The following is a 17895-nucleotide window of genomic DNA, read 5'->3' as shown; positions in this document are numbered from 1 at the left end:
AGCGAGGGGCGAACCCAGAGTCGCCCCTCGCCGCCATTTTCCGTGGACCGCCTACGATGCTGAACGACAGGCCGCCATGCTGAACACCAAGCCGAACTGGCCGATCCTTGCCGTGATGGTCGGCATCAGCCTGACCGCCTGCAAGATCCTGCCGACGAAATCGGGAGATGGCGGCAACGCTCCCGCCTTCAATCCCGACAAGATAGTCGAGGAGATCTGGGCGGCAAAGGTCGTGCCTTATCTCCAAGAGAAAGCCGGGCCGTTTGCGCAGGTTCACACCCTGGCGACAACCGATGCGGCCGCTGCCGGCGCCAAATACGGCAATCCGAACAAGCAGGCGAACTCGCCATGGACTTTCGCGGTTCGCCTGGAAGGCAGGATCGTGGCGGCGAACACACAGTCGCGCGCGGCGACGGTCGATGTCGATGTCGACGGCGACGGCAAGGCCGATGCGCGGGTGCAGATCGGACCGGCGGTGCGCGGTACCGCGCTGCGCGACAGCCTGGACTTCATCCAATTCAACGATTTCACCAACCAGATCGACTTCGCCCAGTTCGGCAAGGCGTTCAACAGCTACGCCGACAAGACGGTGCTGTCCAAGCTGCCGCGCGAGGCGCTGGAGGGCCGCAGCGCCAAGGTGCTGGGCGCCTATACGCTGGGCAGCGGCCAGGACCTGCCGCTGGTGACGCCAGCGGAGGCAGAGATCGGGCCGAAGCCATGAGCGCCGCAGAGCGCGACATCATCCTGAAGCTGGAGGACGTCTCCAAGGTCTATTCCGGCACCGTTGCGGTCAAGCGCGCCAATTTCGAGGTGCGCAAGGGCGCGGTTAACGTGCTGGTCGGCGAAAACGGCGCCGGCAAATCGACGCTGATGAAGATCATCGCCGGTGTCGAACGACCGACAGCCGGCCGCATTCTGCTGGAGGGCGAAGAGGTTTCCTTTTCGTCGTCCGGCGATGCGGTGAACCGCGGCATCGGCATGGTGTTCCAGGAGTTGAACCTGTTCGGCAATATGAGCGTCGCCGAGAACATCTTCGCCACCCGGGAGATCACCAACCGCTTCGGCAAGATCGACCGCGAGGAACAGGAAAACCGCGCGGCTGAATTTCTGGAACGCCTGCAGGCCGGCATACGGCCCGACATGCTGGTCGAGGATCTGCGCATCGGCCAGCAGCAGCTGGTCGAGATCGCCAAGGCGGTTTCGCTCGACGCGCGCATCCTGATCATGGACGAGCCGACCTCGGCGCTGAGCGCGGCGGAAGTCGAGATCCTGTTCAAGGTGATCGCCGACCTCAAGGCGCGCGGCGTGGCCATTGTCTACATCTCGCACCGGCTGGAAGAGCTGATCCGCATCGGCGACTACATTACCGTGCTGCGCGACGGCCGCATCACCGGCCAGGAAGAGATGAAAAACGTCGACACGCAGTGGATCGTTCGCCAGATGATCGGCTCCGATGCCAAGGATTTCGCCAAGGCCGACGGCCATCTTCCGGGCGAAGAGATCTTCCGTGCCGAGGACATCTGTCTGCCGCGCGCTACCGGCGGGCTTGCCGTCGACCACGTCTCGCTGTCGCTGCGTGCCGGCGAGATCCTCGGCATATACGGCCTGATGGGCGCCGGGCGCAGCGAATTGTTCGACTGCATCATGGGCCGCCACGGCCATTCCACGGGCGAGATCTTCATTGGTGGCAAACAGGTCAAGGAGCGCGACACGACGCGGCGCATCCGGCGCGGGCTGGCGCTGATCCCCGAAGACCGCCAGCGCGAAGGGCTGGTGTCGATCCTCTCGGTCGCCAGCAACCTGACGCTGGCCAGCCTGTCGCGATTTGCCCGCCTGTTCCATATCCGTGGCGCCGACGAGAGGCAGGCGGTGACAACCATGGTGCGGGAACTGGCGATCAAGGTCGCCGACCCGGCGCAGGAAGTGTCTTCGCTGTCGGGCGGCAACCAGCAGAAGGTGGTGATCGGCAAGGCGCTGCTCACCGAACCCAAGGTGCTGTTGATGGACGAGCCCAGCCGAGGCATCGATGTCGGCGCCAAGGCCGATGTCTTCCGCACCATGCGTAAATTGTCCCGCGACGGATTGGGGATTTTGTTCGCCACCTCGGATCTCGATGAGGTGATGGCGCTGTCCGACCGCATCGCGGTGATGAGCAACGGAAAACTGACCGGCATGTTCGACCGCGCCGAGGCGACGGAGGCGGCACTCGTGGCTGCCTCGGCGCTTGGCCACGGACCGGTTCGACAGATGGAGAGCACCGCCCATGACTGACATCCCAGCCAAGGCGGCCGCTCCCTCCGCTTCCAGCGGCTCCATGCTGTTGACGCTGATGAAGCTCAGGACCTTCATCGCGCTGATCGCCGTGCTGATCTTCTTCTCGATCGCGGCGCCGAATTTCTTGTCGACCGCCAATCTGATCCTGATGTCGAAACACGTGGCGTTGAACGCGTTCCTGGCGATGGGCATGACCTTCGTCATCATCACCGGCGGCATCGACCTTTCGGTCGGTTCGATCGTCGGCCTGTGCGGCATGGTCGCCGGCTATCTCGTGCTCAACGGCATCGACCTGCAGGTCGGCTACACGATCTATTTCAACGTCTTCGAGATCGCGCTGATCACGCTTGCCGTCGGCATATTGATCGGCGCCGTCAACGGATTGCTGATCACCAGGCTGAACGTCGCGCCGTTCATCGCCACGCTCGGCGTGCTCTATGTCGCGCGTGGCCTGGCGCTGCTGTCGTCGGATGGCCGCACCTTCCCCAACCTCGTCGGCAAGCCGGAACTGGGCACCACCGGTTTCGGCTTCCTCGGCGCCGGCCGGCTGCTTGGCCTGCCGGTGGCGATCTGGATCCTGATCGTCGTTGCGCTGGGGGCCGCCTATCTGGCCAAGTACACGCCCCTCGGCCGCCACATCTTCGCCGTCGGCGGCAATGAACGGGCGTCGCGGATTTCGGGCGTCCGTGTCAACATGGTGAAGATGTTCGTCTATATGTTCTCCGGTTTCTGCGCGGCGATCGTCGGCCTGATCATCTCGTCCGAGCTGATGGCCTCGCATCCGGCAACGGGCGAGAGTTTCGAGCTGAACGCGATTGCGGCGGCGGTGCTCGGCGGCACCTCGATGTCGGGCGGCCGCGGCACGATCGGCGGCACCATCGTCGGCGCCTTCGTCATCGGCATTCTTTCGGACGGATTGGTGATGATGGGTGTGAGTTCGTTCTGGCAGATGGTGATCAAGGGCCTCGTCATCATCGTCGCCGTCGTCGTCGACCAGGCACAGCGCCGGCTGCAGAGCCGGGTCACGCTGATGCAGATGGCAAAGGCGGGCTGAGCATGGCGGAGTTGCGGGGAGCACTGATCGGCTGCGGCTTCTTTGCCGTCAACCAGATGCATGCCTGGCGCGACATAGCGGGCGCCGCGATCGCCGTCATCTGCGACCGTGATCCGGAACGGCTCAAGATCGTCGGCGACCAGTTCGGCATTGCGAAGCGCTATACCGATGCGGCGGAACTTTTTGCCGGCGAAAGCCTCGACTTCGTCGATATCGCCACCACCGCGCCGAGCCATCGCCCGCTTGTTGAAATGGCGGCCACCCATCGCGTTCCGGTGATCTGCCAAAAGCCGTTCGCGCCGACGCTTGCCGACGCCAAGGCGATGGTCAGGGCATGCGCGCAGGCCGGCGTGCCGCTGATGGTGCATGAGAATTTTCGCTGGCAGTCGCCGATCCAGGCGGTGCGCGCCGTGCTCGACAGCGGCGAGATCGGCACGCCTTTCTTCGGGCGCATCTCCTTCCGCTCCGCCTATGACGTGTTTTCCGGCCAGCCCTATCTGGCGACGGGAAAGCGCTTCATCATCGAGGACCTCGGCATCCATAGCCTCGACATCGCCCGCTTCCTGCTCGGCGACGTCTCGACCATCACAACGCGAACCGCCCGCGTAAATCCCGGTATCGCGGGCGAGGACGTCGCGACGATGCTGATGGATCACAACAGCGGTGCCACCTCGGTGGTCGACTGCAGTTACGCGACGAAGCTCGCCACGGAGCCGTTTCCCGAGACGCTGATCGAGATCGACGGCAGCGACGGCACGATCCGGCTGGCGCAGGGATACCGGCTGACCGTCACTGGCAAGAACGGCACGGCCGTTACCGACGTCTCGCCGCCGCTACTGCCTTGGGCGTCGCGGCCATGGCACAACATCCAGGAAAGCGTCGTCGCCATCCAGCAGCACTGGGTAGACTGCCTGGCAAAAGGCATCGAACCGGCGACCTCAGGCGCCGACAACCTCAAAACGTTCGCGCTGGTCGAGGCCGCCTATGCCGGTGCTGCGAGCCGCGAGCCGGTGCAACTCGACGCCTTGCTGACATGACGGCCGACGCCTTCCTCCTCTACGGCACGCGTACGGTCGAGGCCGAGCCGGTCAGGCTGCGCGCCGGCGCGCTCAGCGCCGACTTCGTCAACGGCAATCTGCGCACCATCCGCCATGGCGGCACCGAAGTGCTGCGCGCCATCGCCTATATCGTCCGCGACCGCGACTGGGGCACTTATGAGCCGGCGTTGACGGACCTTATCATCGACCAGGGTGCCAACGCTTTTTCAGTCAGCTATTCGGCAAGCTGTGTGGCCCTCGATGGAAGCCGGCTCGGCTTCCGCGCCACCATCAAAGGCTCCGCCGACGGCCGTCTGGTCTTCGACGTCAGCGCCCTCCCCGAAAGCGATTTCGAAACCAACCGCTGCGGCTTCTGCATCCTGCACCCGATCGCCAACCTCGCCGGCAGCCTGGTCACGGTCGAGCATACAGACGGCAACGTGGTGGCAACAAAGCTTCCCGAACTGATCGACCCCTGGCAGCCTTTCAAGGATATCCGCGCCATCACGCATCAGGTTCGACCTGGTGTCACCGCTGAATGCCGGATGGAAGGCGATACTTTCGAAATGGAGGACCAGCGCAACTGGTCGGACGCCTCCTACAAGACCTATGTGCGGCCGCTGGCGCTGCCATGGCCCTATGCGCTGCCGGCCGGCCTGCCCCTGCGCCAAACGATCAGCCTGCGCATCGCAGGTGAAGGCAAAGCACTGGCTGCCGCCGTGGCCAGCGAAGCGGTCCGCGTCGAGCTCGGCGAGGCCGGACCACGGCTGCCCGATGTCGGCGTGGTCATCTATCCCGAGGATGTCGAGACGGCACTGGCGAACCTTTCCACGTTGTCGACACTCGGCCCACAACAACTGCTGTTTCACTACGATCCGACGCGCGGCCACGGGCTCGATGCTTTGCGCGCTTTCGCCCGGCTCGCAAATGCCTACCCAGCTGAAACGTCCCTCGAATGCGTTGTTACCTGCGCTGGCGATCTTGACGCCGAATTGTCAGGCGTCGCCGGGCTCGTACGCGAGGCCGGGCTGAAACTCTCGGCTATTGCCGTGTCGCCCTCGGTCGACCGGCAGTCGACGCCGCCGGGCAGCGCGTGGCCGGACTGTCCGCCGCTCGACGACGTTTATGCGGCGGCGCGGCGCGCCTTCCCCGACATCCGCCTCGGTGGCGGCATGTTCAGCTATTTCACCGAACTCAACCGCAAGCGCGTGCCGGCAGACCGGCTCGATTTCGTCACCCATTGCACCTGTCCGATCGTGCATGCCGCCGACGATCTCAGCATCATGCAGTCGCTGGAGGCGCTGCCTTTCATCACCCAATCCGCACGGGCGATCTTCGGGGCGAAGCCATACCGGATCGGACCATCGACCATCGCCATGCGGCAGAACCCCTATGGCGGCGCGACCAAGCCCAATCCCGGAAGACAGCGCATCGCCATGGCCGACAGCGATCCTCGCCATACCGGCCTGTTCGCCGCGGCGTGGACGATCGGCTATGCCGCACGTGTCGCGCCTGCTGGACTGGAGATGCTGACGCTCTCCAGCTTCACCGGACCGTTCGGCGTGCTGGCGTCATCCGGAGAACCCGTCGCGGAACGATCACCCCGGCCGCTCTTCAGGGCTATCAAGGGGCTTTGCGAACTGGCCGGCCTTGCGCATTTGCCGGCAAGGACGAGCGATGAGACCAGAGTGCTGGCGCTGGCCGGACGCTCGGCCTCGGGCAAGACGGTCGTGTGGCTGGCGAACCTGACGGCTGACGACGTGCAGGTAGACATTTCAACGCTTGGCCCAGACCATCTCGTGATGACGCCTTATGCGATCACCCGGCTCGGCTGAAATTACTTTTCGGAGTTCATCACATAGAGCGCGCGCGAGCGCTCGAGGTGCTTGATCATCGCCTTTTCGGCGCCGTCCGCATCCATCTTCTCGATGCGGCCGATGATCTCTTCATGCTCGGTCAGCGTGAACTGTTCCTTGCCGGTCCAGATCAGCATTTCGGTGTGATACTCCTTCAGCCAGCCCAACATCGCCTCGCTGACGGCGACATAGATCGGGTTGCCGGAGATCGCGGCGATCTGGGTATGGAACTTCATGTCGGCGGAGATGAAGGCTTCGGAGTTGCCACGAAAGCCGCGCTGTTCTGCAACGGTGGCCCGCAGCCGCTGCACATCCTCGGCGGTGGCCTTTTCGGCGGCTTCCCTGACCATGCCGCGCTCGAAGAAGATGCGCGCGGTCTTCAGGTGCTCCAGCGTGTCTTTCGATGACGACAGGATGATCTTGGCGGCGCCATCGACCTGCTTGATGATCGACTTTGCCGTGAGCTGCAGCACCTTGGCGCGTTCGCCATGCGAGATCGCGACAAGGCCCATATTGCTCAGCGCCTGCATCGCCTCGCGGATCGCCGGTCGGCCGACCTCGAAGCGCTCCATCAACTCACGCTCCGACGGCATGTCGTCGCCCGGCATCAGCTCGCCGCTGGTGATCAGGCGCTTCAGTCGCAAGAAGACCTCGTCGGAAAGCTTGCGCCGGACAATCGGTTCCGAACGGTTCATCGTCGCGAATCACTCCCTTGACCCGGCCCTATCTAACACTGCCGCCACATTTCCTGGAAATTGCCATCTGACGACCTGCCTAAAACTTCCAGCCGGATATGCCTTGCAATACTTATGTACTCATTATACCAGATTTAAAACACCGTGAACCTTTTTCGAACGCCTCGGCCTGAGACAGCAGACCATGATCACCCTCACCTATCGCATCGAAACGCCTGGAAGCATCGAAGCGCTGGCGGCCAAGATCGCCAGCGACCAGTCGACCGGCACCTTCGTCGCGCTGCCCGGCGAGACCGAGGAGCTGAAGGCCCGGGTGGCGGCGCGCGTGCTGGCGATCCGGCACTTGCCCAATGCCGAGCGGCCGTCGCTTCCCGATGACGGTAGCGGGCCGTTCAAACGCGCCGACGTCGACATCGCCTTTCCGTTCGATGCCATCGGCACCGACCTTTCAGCGCTGATGACGATCGCCATTGGCGGCACCTATTCGATCAAGGGCCTCACCGGCATTCGCGTCGTCGACATGAAGCTGCCGGAGGATTTTCGCGGCGCGCATCCCGGCCCACAGTTCGGTGTCGCCGGCAGCCGCCGGCTGACCGGTGTGACGGGCCGCGCGATCATCGGCACGATCGTCAAGCCGGCGCTCGGGCTGCGGCCGCACGAGACGGCGGCAATGGTGGCGGAACTGATCGCCGCCGGCGTCGATTTCATCAAGGATGATGAAAAGCTGATGAGCCCCGCCTACTCGCCCCTGTCGGAACGGGTGAAGGCGATCATGCCGCTCATCCTCGATCATGAGCAGAAGACCGGCAAGAAGGTGATGTATGCCTTCGGCATCTCGCATGCCGACCCGGACGAGATGATGCGCAACCACGATCTGGTGGCGAAGGCCGGCGGCAACTGCGCGGTGGTGAACATCAATTCGATCGGTTTTGGCGGCATGACGTTCCTGAGAAAACGCTCCAGGCTGGTGCTACACGCCCATCGCAACGGCTGGGACATCCTCACTCGCCATCCGGGCCTCGGCATGGACTTCAAGGTCTGGCAACAATTCTGGCGGCTGCTCGGTGTCGACCAGTTCCAGATCAACGGCATCGCCTCAAAATACTGGGAGCCGGATGACTCTTTCGTCGAGTCGTTCAAGGCAGTGACGACACCGATCTTCTCGCCCGAGGACTGCGCCTTACCGGTGGCGGGCTCCGGCCAGTGGGGCGGCCAGGCGCCCGAGACATATGCGCGGACCGGACGCACGGTCGATCTTCTCTATCTCTGCGGCGGCGGCATCGTCAGCCACCCCGACGGACCGGGCGCCGGCGTGCGTGCCGTGCAGCAGGCCTGGCAAGCAGCCGTCGACGGCATTCCGCTGGCGGACTTCGCCTTGAGCCATCCCGAACTGGCACGGTCGATCGAAAAATTCGGCGACGGCAAGGCAGCCTGAGGCCATGCAGGACCTGCTTCTCAGCTATTATGGCGACGATCTGACCGGCTCGACCGATGTCATGGAGGCGCTAGAACTCGGCGGCGTGCCGACCGTGCTGTTCATGCGCCAGCCGGACGCGGCCTTGCTGTCGCGATTCGCGCATTGCCAGGTGATCGGACTGGCCGGCACCAGCCGCAGCGAGACGCCGCAGTGGATGGACACGCATCTGCGCGAAGCCTTCGCCTGGCTGAAGACGCTGAAAGCCGCGATCTGCCACTACAAGGTCTGCTCGACTTTCGATTCCAGCCCGACGATCGGCAGCATCGGCCGAGCGATCGAGATCGGCCGCGCGGTGTTCGCGCAGGACAGCGTGCCGCTGCTGGTCGGTGCGCCACAGCTCAAGCGCTACACCGCCTTCGGCCATCTGTTCGCCGCCTATCGCGACCAATATTTCCGCATCGACCGTCACCCGGTGATGAGCCGCCATCCGACGACGCCGATGGATGAATCCGATCTGCTGATCCATCTGTCGCGGCAGACGGCGCTGAGCTCCGGGCTGGTCGACCTCGCAACGCTGCAGTCCGCGTCGCGGTCGGTGGCCTTCGACCGCCTGACCGGAAACGGCACCGCCATCGTGCTTGTCGATGTCGACAATCTGGAAACGCAGGCCCTGGCCGGCAAGGAGCTGTGGCGCGTTCGCAAGCCGGGCGGTTCTTTTGTCGTCGGCTCGTCCGGGGTCGAGTATGCGTTGCTGGCCGAATGGGCGTCGAATGGTATCGTCAGCGCGGGGCAAGGCTTCACGCCGCCGGGCACAGCCGAGCGGATAGCCGTCGTGTCGGGCAGCTGCTCGCCGACCACCGAACGGCAGATCCGGCATGCCCTGACCGACGGCTTCGACGGCATCGAGGTTGACCCTGTCGAGCTGGTTTCGCAGGCGTCGGAGAAGGCGATCGCACGCGCAACGGCAAGCGGCCGTGCCAGTCTGCAAGCCGGGCGCAGCGTCATCCTCTACACCGCGCTTGGCCCCACTGCCGACAGGGGCGCCGAAATCGACCGACAAGAAGGCGCCCGCCACGAGCTTGGCCGCGGCCTCGGAGAAATCCTTCGCAGCCTGACGATCGAACAGAGCCTGCGGCGCGTGGTCATTGCCGGCGGCGACACGTCGAGCCACGCACTCGGCGGGATGGGTGTCGATGCCCTGACAATTCGCATGCCGCTGCCCGCTTCGCCGGGGTCCCCGCTTTGCGTTGCCCATTCACGCGTCAAGGCGATCGACGGACTGGAGGTTGCGCTCAAGGGCGGCCAGGTCGGAACCGATCGCTATTTCTCAGCCATTCGCGACGGCCTCGGCGATTGAAACGGCCGACGCTGCGTCCAGGTGCCGGCCTCTAGGCACGAAATGCTCCTTGCCGGGTGGAAATCCCGGTAACACCCGGTAGTATCTGCGAAAATGCCGAAATCGGGAGGATGCGGGTGCAGACCAAGAAGATCATCAACGACGGCAACCGAGCCGTCGACGAGATGCTGGAAGGCATTCTCGCCGCGCATCCCCGCCATCTCAAAAGCGTGGACGGCAGTCCACGCTCCATCATCGCCCGCGACGGACCGCGCCAGGGCAAGGTGGGCCTCGTCATTGGCGGCGGCTCGGGTCATGAGCCGAGCTTTCTCGGCTTCGTCGGCAAGGGGCTGGCCGACGCGGCGGCCATCGGCAATGTCTTCGCCTCGCCGCCGCCTGATCCGATCCTCGAATGCGCCAAGGCAGTCAGCGGCGGCGCCGGCGTGCTGTTCATGTACGGCAACTATGCCGGCGACGTGATGAATTTCGACATGGCCGCCGAGATGGCTGCCATGGACGACATCGAGGTGCGCACGGTGCTGAGCACCGACGACGTCGCCTCGGCACCACGTGACCAGCGGCACAAAAGGCGCGGCGTCGCCGGCAATTTCTTCATCTTCAAGGCGGCAGGCGCCGCCTGCGACAAGATGCTGTCCTTCGACGAATGCGAGCGCATCGCCGGCAAGGCCAACGACCACACTTTCACCATGGGCGTGGCGCTGTCGCCTTGCTCGCTGCCACAGACCCGCCGGCCGAATTTCGAGATCGGCCCGGACGAGATGGAGATCGGCATGGGTATCCACGGCGAGCCCGGCATCGCGCGCGAAAAGTTGAAAACAGCCGACGAGATCACCGACGATATGCTGGACAGGATCCTCAGCGAGATGGCGCCGACGCGCGGCGACAAGGTCGCGGTGCTCGTCAACTCGCTCGGCTCGACGCCGCTGATGGAACTCTACATCATGAACCGGCGTGTGAAGCAGAGGCTCGATGAGATCGGTGTGTCCATTCACGCAAGCTGGGTCGGCAACTACTGCACCTCGCTGGAAATGGCTGGGGCTTCGATCACGCTGCATCGGCTGGACGGCGAGTTGCAGACGATGCTGGACCACCCTTGCGACTGCGCCATGTTTCGCGCCGGCTGAACCTGCTCCTCGTCAAGGACAAAGATATGACGACAATCGACACCGCCCGCCTTGTTGCGATGTTCGCAACGATCGCAACCGCCATGTCAGCCGACAGAGACCGGCTGTGCGCGCTTGACGGGGTTATCGGCGATGCCGACCACGGCATTGCGATGGAGCTTGGATTTTCCGCGGCGCGCGATGCGGTTGCCGCACTGGACACCGGAGCGACCGATCCGACCACTTTGCTCAACACGGCGGCAAAGTCGTTCCTGAATGCCGTCGGCGCCTCCTCGGGTCCGCTCTATGCCACTGCTTTCATGCGCGGCGCGGCAGCCGTCAAGGGCAAGACAACGCTTGATGACGCGGACGTGGTCGCCCTGTTCCAGGCCATGGCGAAGGGCATTCAGGATCGCGGCAAGGCCGAGCCAGGCGAGAAAACCATGATCGATGCATGGGCGCCGGCAGCGCAAGCGGCGGGCAAAGCGCTGGCCTCCGGCAAGAGTCTTGCGGGCAGTCTCGAGGCTGCGGCGCAGGCGGCAAAAGCAGGCGCGGAAGCGACCAAGGCGATGGTCGCCACCAAGGGCCGGGCCTCCCGCCTCGGCGAACGCTCGCTTGGCCATATGGACCCGGGCGCCGCTTCGGCCGTGACCGTGATCGAGGCGATACGGGTCACCTTGACCGACTGATCAGCAGCGGACCGCCGCGTCTTTCAGCGCTTGGCGTCGAGCTTGTCGACGGCCTGCACGTTTGCGGCAGACGGGCCGTTCGGATCGAACTCCGAGGCCAGCCACGCGTCGGCGATCGACTTCGCCAGTTCGGGACCGATGACGCGGGCGCCCATGGTGATGATCTGGGCGTTGTTGGACTTAGCGGCGCGCTCAGCCGAATAGGTATCGTGGGTCAATGCAGCACGAATGCCCGGCACCTTATTGGCGGAGATGCTGACGCCGATGCCGGTGCCGCAAAACAGGATGGCCCGGTCGTAGTTGCCGTCCAGAATTTCGTGACCCACCTTGGCGGCGATATCGGCGTAGAATCCGGCCTGGCTCAGGTCGACGACCTGCAAATCGGGCTTTGTGGCGAGATGCTTGGCGATAACGTCGAGCAGCGGCTTGCCGGCGCTGTCGGCTCCGAGTGCGATCTTCATGACGATAAACTCCTTTGCTTCGTAACGGTCAGCGCGCGATGGCGGCCGACGCCTTTTTCAGAATGTCGATATAGCCTTCCGCTTGCCACGCCGAGCGGCCGATGAACAGGCCGTCGATATGCGGCTGGCCGATCAGCTCTGCCGCATTGCGGGGATTGACGCTGCCGCCGTAAAGCACAGGCGGGGCAACCGGCAGCCGGTCGGCGGCAACCTGCTTGATCAGCGCCTGCTGCTTGTCGGCATAGTCGGCGCTGGCCGGGATGCCCTTCTCGCCAATCGCCCAGACCGGCTCGTAGGCAAAGAGGATTTCTGCCTTCAGTTGATCGCCGCTCAGCTCTTGCAGCGCGCCGAGAACCTGTGCCGTCAACACCGCATCGGCGCGGCCGGATTCACGCTCAGCCAGCGTCTCGCCGACGCAGATCAGCGGCACGAAACCGTGCCTGACTGCGGCCGCCGTCTTCAGCCCGACAGTCGCATCCGTCTCACCGAAATGCTCGCGGCGCTCGCTATGGCCGAGTTCGATCACATCCAGCCCGCAGTCTTTCAACATCACTGGTGAAACCTCGCCCGTCCAGGCGCCGGCGTCGGTCCAATGCATGTTCTGGGCGCCGACCTTTACGCGGGTGTTGGCCAGCGCCCCCTTGACCTGGCGCACGGCGGTGAAGGGCGGGATGACGAAAGGCTGTATCGCCTGATCGAAACCCGGCACGAAGGTCGCCAGCGCATCGGCGAACTGCAGCGCCTCCGCCAGCGTCTTGTTCATCTTCCAGCTCGTGCCGACCCAATATGGGGCCATTCTTCTTCTCCTTCGATACTTTTTGCGGGCCGACATCGGCGCCGGCTTTCGGGCGACGTGTTCGCTCAGGCCCGAGGCTTGAGACTGTCGCGACCACTGTCGACGTAAGGCGCCCAGAAATCCACCGACTCGCGGATCATCTCGATAACCTGATGATCGACTGGTTCCCTCTCCCTGAAGGAAAGTTCAAGGCAAATTTCATTGTCGGTTCCGCCGCCTTGCCGAACCGCATCCAGCAGCTTCTGCGGAAGTATGCGGCCGTCCTTGTTGTAGGCGGCCGTGAACGGCCAGTGCCCGCCCTTGTTCATGGAAGACTGTTTGATGTGGATGATCGGCGATTGCAATGGAAACGCCTTCGCCCAGGCATAGGGATCGGTGTCGGCGGGATCGGCCGAGGTCACGTCGCCATGGTCGATATCCACCATCGTCTTCATCGGTATGGGCAGCTTCGCCGCGTCGATGGCGCCTTGCAGCGTGACGCAGCTTTCGATCGTGTGGCCGAACTCACGGCCGACCGACATCGGCTCCCAGAACAGGTATGTCAGACCGGCTGCCTTGGCGTGCTCGGCCACTTCGCGCCAGCATTCGAGCGCGATGTCGAGCAGTGCCGCCCGCCGTTGCGGATCGTCAAAGTCCTTATAGGTGAAGATCGCGAACTGCGTGCCCATGCCTGACGCGCCGAGCTCGGCGGAAATATCGGCGAAGGTCTTGAACCAGTCGACATAATAGCGCCGGACATCCGCATCCGGGTGGCCGAAATGGTTGAGCCGGCCATAGGGTCCGGTCATGCCGGAAGTGATCCTGACACCGGTCCGCGAAAGCGCGCTGTTGAACAGGCGCAGGAATTTGACAATCGTCGCCGCCGGCCAGCCCGGATTGACGAATTCATGCGTCAGCTGCACGTCGCGGATGCCGATGCCGTAGGCGATCGCGTCGATCAAATCGTCTGGATCGGCGAAGCGGTTGACCAGTGGATTGGTGTTGAGGGAAAGCGTGAAGGCCATCAGTCTGCCGCCGCCATTATGTTACCGAACCAGTCTTCGAATGCTTTCCGCTCGGCTGCATCGATATGCAGGCCATGTTTGGTGCGGCGTTCCAGGATATCGGCTGATGTGCCGGCCCATTCGGTCTCGGCCAGGAACCTTGCCTCCCGTTCATACAGATCGGGCCCGAAGCGGCGGCCGAGGTCCGCTTCGCCATGCGCGCCGGCGAGCAATTTTCTGGCGCGGGTGCCGTAGCTTCGGGCGTAGTGCTTCACCAGCGAGGGGCTGAGCCACGAAAACTCGGCATGCAAGTCGCTCAGGAACTGCTCGAAGTCCGCATTGGGAAGGTCGCCTCCCGGCAAGGGAATTTTGGCCGTCCAGGCTTTCTTCATCGTCGGAAAGAACGGCTGGATCTTTTCCAGCGCATGTTCGGACAGCTTGCGGAAGGTGGTGATCTTGCCGCCGAATACCGAAAGCAGCGGTGCGTTGCCATTGGAGGCGTCGAGTTCGAAAATATAGTCGCGCGTCACCGCGCTTGGATTGTCGGCATTGTCGTCATAGAGCGGACGCACGCCGGAGAAACTGTAGACCACGTCCCGTGGTGTCATCTGTCGCTTGAAATAGCGATTGACCACCTTGATCAGATAGTCGACTTCGCTTGCCTCGGCGGCCACTTCTTCGGGCCTGCCTTCATAGGGAATATCGGTCGTACCGATCAGCGCCAGATCGTTCTCATAGGGATTGACGAAGATCACCCGCTTGTCGTTGTTCTGAATGAGATAGGCCTGCCGCCCCTCCCAGAATTTGGGCACGACGATATGGCTGCCTTTCACCAGACGAACATTGCGGGTGGAATTCTGCCCGGCGACGCGGCTGACAATGTCGTTGACCCAAGGGCCTGCCGCGTTGATCAGCGCCCGCGCGCGGACTTTCGTGACGGCGCCCGTGCGGCCGTCCTGCATGTCGATCGACCACAGTCCGTCTTCGCGGCGCGCCGCGACACAAGCCGTGCGCGTGAGTACCCTTGCGCCGCGCTGCCTGGCGTCCAGCGCGTTGAGCAGCACCAGGCGCGCATCGTCGACCCAGCAGTCGGAGTATTCGAAACCGCGCCTGAATTCATCCTTGATGGGAGCGCCTTCCGGCGCCGTCCTCAGATCAAGCGTTCTTGTCCCCGGCAAGCGTTTGCGACCGCCAAGGTGGTCGTAGAGAAACAGCCCGAGCCGGACCAGCCATGCCGGCCTGTCCTGCGGGCTGTGCGGCAGAACGAAGCGCATCGGCCAGATGATGTGCGGCGCCGCCTCGAGCAGCACCTCGCGTTCGATCAGCGCTTCGCGAACCAGCCGGAATTCATAATATTCGAGGTAGCGCAGGCCGCCATGCACCAGCTTGCCGGAGCGCGAGCTGGTGCCTTGGGCGAGATCGTCCTTTTCGCACAGGATGACCGACAGCCCGCGCCCTGCCGCGTCACGCGCTATGCCGGCCCCATTGACGCCGCCGCCGATCACGAAGAGATCGACGACATCTGTTGTATTGCTCAAGATCTTGCTCCTGTGCGGTGCGCCATGCCCTTCCACACCGGTCGAAGCGCCCGGTGCGCCGAAACGAAGGAAGGGAAGAGCGCATCGTAGGTTTGCGACAGCGCCTCGTCATAGGCATCGCAGTCGCCGAGAAGCGGCGTCACCCACTCGGCGGCGCAGTCCTCCATGGAGCCATAGACCCCGAGGCCGACCGCGGCCATCATCGCGGCGCCTGCAGCGCCGGCTTCCTGACGGCTGCTCGTTCGCACCTGCGCCCGGGTCGCCGCCGCGATGATGCGGCGTAGCGACGGGCTGCGCGCGGCGCCGCCCGACAGGCGAATCTCGCTCGGCACGGCGCCCATCGCCTGGTAGCAATCGCGTGCGGCGAAGGCCAACCCTTCGAGGACAGCGCGTGCCAGATCGCCAAAGCCATGCTTGACCGAAAGGCCGATGAAACCCGCGCGTGCGTTAGGGTCGACGAACGGTCCTCTTTCGCCGGCCAGCGATATGTAGGGCTGGTAAATCAGCGATCCCGGCTCCGATGCCTCCACCCAGACATCGAGTGCTTTCAGTAACTCGTCGTGGGAAGGTTTGCCGCCAGCCGTGGCGAGCACGTCGCGCGCAAGGCCAAGCAGCCAGTCGATGTTGAGCGTCGCCGCCATGTTGGACTGCAATTGCGCATAGCCGCCCGGAACAGGCATGGCGATCGTGTAACCGGAGCCATCGCCGTTCAGCACGACATCGTCGGGAGTGGCGGCGAAGCGCGTATGTATGCCGGTCGAGCCGATGACGGTGCAGCCGACATTGCCTGAGGGATCATAGAGGCCGGCTCCGAGAGCCGTCATGACCATATCGACGTAACCCAGCACCACCGGCGTGCCTTCGAGCAGGCCAGTCTCTGCCGCCGCCGATCGCGACAGCGGATGATGGTCGGTGGTGCCTTCGAGCATGGGAGGCAACAGGCGGCGATGCGTCGTCAGATCCAGGATGTCGAGGGCTTCGTCGGAATAGGTACGCGAGCGAAAATCGCCGAAGGTGAAGGTTCCTTCGGACGGATCCGTGGCGCGTTCGCCTGTCATCTTGAAGTAGAGCCAATCCTTGCAATGCAGGGCGGTCGCCGCCCGCCCCAGCAGGTCCGGATTGTTCTTTTTCATGAAGGCAAGCTGGGCACCCTGCTGACAGGAATTTAGCCCCGTGCCGGTCAGCTCGAACCGCCTGCGATCCCGGGGATCGGCGCGCATCTCGTCCACCAAATGTCCGGCGCGAGCGTCGAGCCATAGCCAGGCGCGCGAGACAGGCGAGCCGTCGCCGTCGATCAGCCAGGTTCCGTCGCCCTGCCCGGTGATGGCAACCGCCGCGGTTCGTTGCGCGAGGTTAGGGATCTTGGCCGTGAGATCGCGAACGGTCTGCGCCATATCGCGCCATGTCTGATCGAGGTCCTGCTCGGCGCCGCCACCTTCCAGCGTGACGAAGCTGTTGGGTACCGACGTCATGGCGAGCTGCCGCCCGGACAAATCGAAAGCGACCGATTTGATCACCGACGTTCCCGCGTCGATGCCGATCAGCAGGTCTTTCATGACGCAAATTCCGGTTGATTATGAAGGCAGTTCAAGAGGCCAGTCTTTGTCATCTCGTAGAAGAGGCAGGGAGTGTCCGCAAGGACACCCCCTGTGCAGGTTTTCATTCCGACAGCACGAAGGGTGCGGTGTACTTGTCGACATTGTCCTTGGTGATGAGAAGGCAATCGAACAGCTGCTTCTCGGTCGCCGCACCGGTGGCACCCGTCTTGATGAACGAGTCCGCCTGCTGCACGGCCTTGGCCGAGAAGATGGCGACCGGCTGAAGCACGGTGTACTGCAGTTCGCCGGACTTGATCGCCGCAACCGCGTCCGGGGAACCGTCGAAGCCGCCGACCTTGATGCCAGCCAGCTTGCCGGCTTCCTTCAGTGCCGCAACCGCGCCGAGAGCCATTTCGTCATTGCCGCTGATCACGGCGATGATGTCGGGATTGGCCTGCAGCATGCTCTGCATCTTGTCGTGGCCCTGGGTGCGATCCCAGTTGGCGACCTGCGAAGCGGCCTTTTCGAGATCCGGATACTGGCTCAGCACAGTCGCGTAACCGTTCGAGCGCGTGGCCGCATTGTTGTCCGACGGGGCGCCGAGCAGTTCGACATATTTGCCCTTTTCACCGACAGCCTGCACCCACTGCTGGGCACCGAGAGCAGCACCCTGCGCGTTGTTGGAGACGAGCTGTCCCTTGGCGAGGCCTTCCTGGTTGATCTCGGCATTGACGAGGAATACCGGGATGTTGGCGGCAATCGCCTTCTTCACCGCGCCGACAGAGCCGTCGGCGTTGGCCGGATCGAGGATGATCGCCACCGACTTGTTGGTGATGGCGGTGTCGATCAGGTTGCTTTCCGTGTTCGTATCGCCCTTGTGGGCGCCGACATTGGCCGTGTAGCCAAGTTTCTCGGCCTCGGCCTTGGCGACGTTGCCCTCGGTCAGCCAGTAAGGGTTGGCCGGATCGTTGACGATGATCGAGATCAGGCCCGCGGCCGACGCGGCGGCCGTAAACCCGACGACCATTGCGGCGGCAAGCAGACTTTTCAGCATGGTTCTCATGTACATTCCTCCAATGATTACGCGGTGTTGCTGC

Annotated in this window: 16 protein-coding genes; 9 read left to right on the top strand and 7 right to left on the bottom strand. The window is 63.7% G+C overall.

The features are described 5' to 3' along the window. The first annotated feature begins 76 nt into the window (after nt 1–76). From EN993_RS05990 to EN993_RS05970, 5 genes are read left to right on the top strand one after another with little or no spacing between them, the layout of a single operon-like run. Nucleotides 77–721, top strand: a complete 645-nt coding sequence (locus tag EN993_RS05990) for a DUF2291 family protein (RefSeq protein WP_127262651.1) — start codon at nt 77–79, stop codon at nt 719–721. Continuing rightward, nucleotides 718–2271, top strand: a complete 1554-nt coding sequence (locus tag EN993_RS05985) for a sugar ABC transporter ATP-binding protein (RefSeq protein WP_127262650.1) — start codon at nt 718–720, stop codon at nt 2269–2271. Before EN993_RS05990 ends, EN993_RS05985 begins: the two co-directional genes overlap by 4 nt. After that, nucleotides 2264–3328, top strand: a complete 1065-nt coding sequence (locus tag EN993_RS05980) for an ABC transporter permease (RefSeq protein ID WP_127262649.1) — start codon at nt 2264–2266, stop codon at nt 3326–3328. The genes EN993_RS05985 and EN993_RS05980 overlap by 8 nt, the downstream gene beginning before the upstream one ends. 2 nt (nt 3329–3330) lie before the next feature. Beyond that, complete coding sequence (locus EN993_RS05975; protein WP_127262648.1) at nt 3331–4365, top strand: Gfo/Idh/MocA family oxidoreductase; 1035 nt, start codon at nt 3331–3333, stop codon at nt 4363–4365. After that, nucleotides 4362–6200, top strand: coding sequence for a hypothetical protein (locus tag EN993_RS05970; RefSeq protein WP_127262647.1), 1839 nt, complete (start codon nt 4362–4364; stop codon nt 6198–6200). Before EN993_RS05975 ends, EN993_RS05970 begins: the two co-directional genes overlap by 4 nt. 2 nt (nt 6201–6202) lie before the next feature. Here the strand turns inward: EN993_RS05970 and EN993_RS05965 are convergent, their stop codons facing one another. Next, the gene (locus tag EN993_RS05965) at nt 6203–6916 is read right to left on the bottom strand and encodes a transcriptional regulator NanR (RefSeq protein WP_109661653.1); all 714 of its coding nucleotides are present in this window, start codon (nt 6914–6916) and stop codon (nt 6203–6205) included. A gap of 184 nt (nt 6917–7100) precedes the next feature. Between EN993_RS05965 and oiaX the strand changes: the two genes are divergently transcribed. The 4 genes from oiaX to dhaL all read left to right on the top strand — a co-directional run bounded on the left by oiaX (nt 7101) and on the right by dhaL (nt 11482). After that, entirely contained in the window at nt 7101–8351 is a 1251-nt protein-coding gene (gene oiaX, locus EN993_RS05960; RefSeq protein WP_127262646.1) for a 3-oxo-isoapionate-4-phosphate decarboxylase OiaX, read from the top strand. Nucleotides 8352–8355: 4 nt separating this feature from the next. Beyond that, a complete protein-coding gene (locus EN993_RS05955) occupies nt 8356–9690 on the top strand; it encodes a four-carbon acid sugar kinase family protein (protein ID WP_127262645.1) in 1335 nt (444 codons plus the stop codon). 110 nt (nt 9691–9800) lie between these two features. After that, nucleotides 9801–10814 (top strand): dihydroxyacetone kinase subunit DhaK, encoded by a 1014-nt coding sequence (locus tag EN993_RS05950; RefSeq protein WP_206532347.1) that lies wholly within the window; start codon nt 9801–9803, stop codon nt 10812–10814. 26 nt (nt 10815–10840) lie between these two features. Then, nucleotides 10841–11482, top strand: coding sequence for a dihydroxyacetone kinase subunit DhaL (gene dhaL / locus EN993_RS05945; protein WP_127262643.1), 642 nt, complete (start codon nt 10841–10843; stop codon nt 11480–11482). A 23-nt stretch (nt 11483–11505) separates the two neighbouring features. Here the strand turns inward: dhaL and EN993_RS05940 are convergent, their stop codons facing one another. From EN993_RS05940 to EN993_RS05915, 6 genes are all read right to left on the bottom strand, one after another. After that, nucleotides 11506–11943 carry an RpiB/LacA/LacB family sugar-phosphate isomerase gene (locus tag EN993_RS05940; protein ID WP_127262642.1) on the bottom strand — a complete coding sequence of 146 codons (438 nt, stop codon included), beginning with the start codon at nt 11941–11943 and terminating at the stop codon, nt 11506–11508. Nucleotides 11944–11971: 28 nt separating this feature from the next. Further along, the gene (locus EN993_RS05935; protein ID WP_127262641.1) at nt 11972–12739 is read right to left on the bottom strand and encodes a triose-phosphate isomerase; all 768 of its coding nucleotides are present in this window, start codon (nt 12737–12739) and stop codon (nt 11972–11974) included. A gap of 65 nt (nt 12740–12804) precedes the next feature. Further along, on the bottom strand, nt 12805–13743 hold the full coding sequence (locus tag EN993_RS05930) for a TIM barrel protein (protein WP_127262640.1): 939 nt from the start codon (nt 13741–13743) through the stop codon (nt 12805–12807). Further along, nucleotides 13743–15260 carry a glycerol-3-phosphate dehydrogenase gene (locus tag EN993_RS05925; RefSeq protein WP_109661637.1) on the bottom strand — a complete coding sequence of 506 codons (1518 nt, stop codon included), beginning with the start codon at nt 15258–15260 and terminating at the stop codon, nt 13743–13745. Before EN993_RS05925 ends, EN993_RS05930 begins: the two co-directional genes overlap by 1 nt. Continuing rightward, a complete protein-coding gene (locus EN993_RS05920) occupies nt 15257–16816 on the bottom strand; it encodes an FGGY-family carbohydrate kinase (RefSeq protein WP_127262639.1) in 1560 nt (519 codons plus the stop codon). The genes EN993_RS05925 and EN993_RS05920 overlap by 4 nt, the downstream gene beginning before the upstream one ends. A gap of 103 nt (nt 16817–16919) precedes the next feature. Then, nucleotides 16920–17867, bottom strand: a complete 948-nt coding sequence (locus tag EN993_RS05915) for a D-ribose ABC transporter substrate-binding protein (RefSeq protein WP_164548630.1) — start codon at nt 17865–17867, stop codon at nt 16920–16922. Between the last annotated feature and the right edge of the window lie 28 nt (nt 17868–17895).

The sequence above is a fragment of the Mesorhizobium sp. M7D.F.Ca.US.004.01.2.1 genome, assembly GCF_003997785.1.
Lineage (GTDB): Bacteria > Pseudomonadota > Alphaproteobacteria > Rhizobiales > Rhizobiaceae > Mesorhizobium > Mesorhizobium loti.
Note: the sequence above shows the minus strand (reverse complement) of the source record. Positions and strands in the feature narration are given on the sequence as shown.